Here is a 4,496-nt window from a genome sequence, read left to right as displayed (position 1 = left end):
AACGCCAGGTCACACTCCCCCGCCCGCAACGCCTGACCCGCAAAATGCAACGCCACCAGAGACGACGAACACGCCGTATCCACCGACACCGCCGGACCTTCGAGGCCAAGCACATAAGCGATACGACCCGAGGCCACACTCACCGCACCACCGGTCAACCCGTAACCCTCCACCTGGGCACCGGCCTCACCCAACCGCGGGCCATATTCCTGACCTATCACGCCCACGAACACACCCGTCAGGGAACCACGCAAAGAATCAGGCGCAATGCCGGCGCGTTCCAGGGCCTCCCAGGAAACCTCGAGAAGCAGCCTTTGCTGCGGATCCATCGCCAGGGCTTCACGCGGCGAGACACCGAACAACTCCGCGTCGAAATCCGCAGCTCCGCCGAGAAAACCACCCACCCGAGCGAAGGAACCGTCAACCGCCCAACCACGATCGACCGGAAATTCCCCGACAACATCGTGGCCCTCGACAACCACCCGCCACAAATCCTCGGGCGAATCCACCCCACCCGGGAAACGACAGGCCATACCCACGATGGCGAGCGAGTCCCCCGCCACTCCGACATGGGCGGGTGGCGCGACGAGCACCGGAGCCGCCACGGGTTCACCGCCCAATACCTCGTCAAGGTGTCGAGCAAGTGCGGTGGGCGTCGGGTGATCGAAGACGACGGTGGCGGGCAGGGTCTTCCCCACCGCGGCGGCGAGCCGGTTGCGCAGGTCGACGGCGGTCAGCGAGTCGAAGCCGACCTCCTTGAACGGCCGGTCCAGGTCGACCGCCTCGGGGCTGCCGTGGCCGAGGACGCCGGCAACGTGGGCACGCACCAGGTCACGCAACCGGCGCTGCCGTTGCGCCGGGCTCAGGCCGGCGAACTCGTTCACCTGTCCCTCTGCGCTGGCCGTGGTGATGGCCCGGCGGTTGGGGCGACGCCCGTAGCGGCCGGTGATCAGGGGATGCGGGCTGGTGCGGTCGAGACGCGCGGCGACGACGACGGGTTCGGTGCTCGTGAGGGCGGCGTCGAACAGGGCGAGGGCCTCGCCGGTCGGCATCGCGAGGCCGGCGAGGCGGCCGCGGTCGCGCTGGGACAGGCCGCGGGTCATGGCGGTCTCGGCCTCCCACAGCCCCCACGCCACAGACGTGCCGGGCAGACCGGACTCGCGCCGGTGCACCGCGAGCCCGTCCAGGCCGGCGTTCGCCGCCGCATAGGCGCCCTGGCCGGCATTGCCCAGCACGCCCGCGACCGACGAGAACATGACGAACAGCGCCAGGTCCCGGCCGGCCGTCAGCTCGTGCAACAGCAGGGCACCACCGAGCTTTCCCCGCAGGACGTTCGCGACCCGCTCGGCAGACAGTCCTTCCAGCACACCGTCGTCCAGCACCCCGGCGGCGTGGATGACGCCGACGAGCTGGTCGACGTCATCGAGCACGCCCTGCAGCTGTGTCCGATCTGCCACGTCGCAGGCGGCCACCCGTACCGTCGCGCCCAGCGACTCCAGCCGCTGCGTCAGCGCCCCCGCGCCCGGCGCGTCCGGGCCGGAACGGCTCACCAGCAGCAACTTCCGCACCCCGTGCGCATGAACGAGATGCTCGGAGAGCAGGGCGGCGATGCCGCCGGTACCGCCCGTGACGAGGACCCAACCGTTGTCGAGGGACGGTGCCTCGGTCACCGCCGGAGCCACGGTGGCCAGGCGGGGCACCAGGACACCCTCGGCGCGCACGATCGCCTGCTCTTCGGTGAACGCGGGAACGGTGCCGCCGGCGGGTACGTCGACGATGCTGATCCGGCCGGGGAACTCCGACTGGGCGACCCGGATGAGACCCCACAGGGCGGCGCCGGTGACGCCACGCATGTCGGTGTGCCCGCCGGGCGCGACGTTCACACCGCTGGTAACGATCCGGAGGCGTACGTCGTTCAGCTCGGGCGCCGCGATGAACTGCTGCACCACCGTGAGCGTCGCGGTGACGGCGTCGGCCGGATCCGCGTCTTCGACGTCGGCTGTGACGGTGACCGTGGCGGGAACCGGAGCCCCGGCCCGCACCGCCTCGACGAGTGCAGGCACGTCGGCGTAGCCGTCGCCGCCGAGCACGACGGTGCCGGCGTCGTCCTCGGTGGTGGCGGCCGCCGGCACCCAGGTGACGGCCGAGAGCGACGCGGCCGCCGGTCCGGGGAGCGCGCCGACGGGTAGCGCGCGCAGTCGTAGTTCGTCGATGTGGATGATGGCCCGGCCGTCGTCGTCGGCCAGGCGCACCGTTGCCGTGTCCGGTCCGGTACGGGTCACGGTGACCCGAGCTGACCCCGCCCCGGTCGCGTAGAGCTGGACGCCGGCCCAGCCGAACGGCACGCGCAACGACGTGGTCGTGTGGTCGCCGCCCAGCAGCAGCGGGTGCAGGGCCGCGTCAAGCAGCGCGGGGTGGATACTGTGCCGGTCCGGTTCGTCCGTGGGCAGAGTGATCTCGGCGTAGAGGATGTCGCCCAGCTGCCACGCCTGGCGCAGTCCCCGGAAGGTCGGCCCGTACTCGTAACCGACCGCCGCGAGGTCGGCGTAGAAACTGTCGACCGGCAACGGTTGCGTCCCGGCGGGCGGCCAGCCTCCCCCGTCGGCCGGTACGCCGTCGGCCCCGGTGGTGAGGACCGCTTCGACGTGCTCGGTCCACGGATCGTCGGGGCCGGAGCGGCTGTAGAGCCGCGCGGTGTGGTCGCCGGCCGGGGTGGGGTGGCAGACGACGTGGATGTGCCTCCCGGTCTGGTCCTCGAGGGTGAGCGGGGTATGGATCGTCAGTTCGGCGATGCGGTTGTGGCCGAGTTCGTCGCCGGTGCGGATCAGCCATTCCACGAGAGCGGTGCCGGGGATGAGGGTGATGCCGTTGACGGCGTGGTCGTCGAGCCACGGCAGGGTGTGGCGGTCGACTCGCCCTGTGAAGACGGTGGGCTCGTCCTCGGTTGTGCGAGTGATGCCGGTCAGGACGGGGTGGTCGAGGTTGTGCTCGCCCGTGGTGGTGGCGGGCGTGAGCCAGAACCGCCGGTGCTGGAAGGCGTAGGTCGGGAGGTCTGCGCGCGTCTGCCCCGCGCCGAGGATGGCGGCCCAGTCGACGGTGACGCCTGCGGTCCAGACCCGCCCGGCAGCCGACAGCAGATCCTGCCGTTGCGGACGGTCTCGGCGCTGGGAAGGCACGACGACGCCGGGGACGGCGGCTGCCTCGACGAGCTCGGCCATGGCGAGTTCGAGAACGGGGTGGGCGCTGACCTCGACGAAGACGCGGGCGCCGCGGTCGATCTGGGTCTGCATGGCGGTGTCGAAGCGCACGGTCTGTCGCAGGTTGCGCAGCCAGTAGGTCGCATCCATGCCGGCGGTGTCGAGGATCTCGCCGGTCACGGTCGAGACGAGCGGAATCGACGAGGGCTGCGGGGTGAGGCCGTCGAGTTCACTGATGATCCGATCGCCGACGGCGTCGACGGCAGCGGAGTGGGAGGCATAGTCGACCGGGATCGGCCGGGCGCGCACACCCTGCCCCGTCCAGGATTCAACGAGCGCTTCCAGTGCCGGGACCGGACCGGCGATCACCGTGGAGGAACCGCTGTTGACAACCGCGACCTCCACGCCTTCGGGCAGTTGCGGTTCGATGTCGGAGCGGCTGAGACCGACGGACGCCATCCCACCGGTGCCGGCAAGCTCCCTGACCAGCCGGGACCGCACCACCACGACACGAGCGCCGTCGGCAAGGGAGAGCCCGCCTGCCACACAGGCGGCGGCGACCTCGCCCTGGGAGTGGCCGACGACGCCCATGACCGGCAGGCCCCACGACAACCAGACCGCGCCGAGCGAGACCATCGTCGCCCATAGCACCGGCTGGACGACGTCCACCCGGGACAGCCAGTCGTCATCGTCGCCGAGCAGCACATCTGCCACGGACCAGTCGACATGCGCCGCCAGGGCCTTGTCGCATTCGGCCAGGCGGTCAGCGAACACCGGCGACACGGCGAGCAGTTCGCGGGCCATACCGGCCCACTGCCAGCCCTGGCCCGGAAAGACCAACACGACACCGCCCGCCCCGGAGATGACCTTGCTGTCCCCCATGGCCGCGCGGAGACCTGCGATGACAGACTCCCGGTCGTCGCCGACCACGACGGCGCGGTAATCCAGGGCCGCCCGCGACAGCGCCAAGGTTCGGGCGACGTCGGGCAGCGGCACGTCCCGACCCTCCTGCTCCAGCCAGTCCGCGAGCCGGTCCGCCTGTTCCCGCAAGGCCGCCCTGGTACCACCCGACACCAGCACCGGAGTCAGGAGGTGCCCGGGTGCGGCGGACGACTCCGACCCGGCCGACGGGGCCAGCGGGGCCGTTGGTTCCGGCGGGGCCTCGACGATCACGTGGGCGTTCGTGCCACTGATACCGAACGAGGAAACAGCGGCACGCCACGGCCGCCCACCGGCAACCAACTCCACCGGCTCCGACAACAACCGCACGCCGCCATCCCAATCCACCAACGGCGACGG

Annotated in this window: 1 protein-coding gene; it reads right to left on the bottom strand. The window is 71.1% G+C overall.

Features of this window, described 5'->3' with window-relative positions; all coding sequences use genetic code 11:
• A partial coding sequence (locus tag AB0G14_RS34765) for a type I polyketide synthase (RefSeq protein WP_357704886.1) occupies positions 1-4,445 on the bottom strand: 4,445 nt, incomplete at its 3' end.
• Between the last annotated feature and the right edge of the window lie 51 nt (positions 4,446-4,496).

It is taken from the genome of Micromonospora sp. NPDC023814, from assembly GCF_040639595.1.
Classification (GTDB): domain Bacteria; phylum Actinomycetota; class Actinomycetes; order Mycobacteriales; family Micromonosporaceae; genus Micromonospora.
Note: the sequence above shows the minus strand (reverse complement) of the source record. Positions and strands in the feature narration are given on the sequence as shown.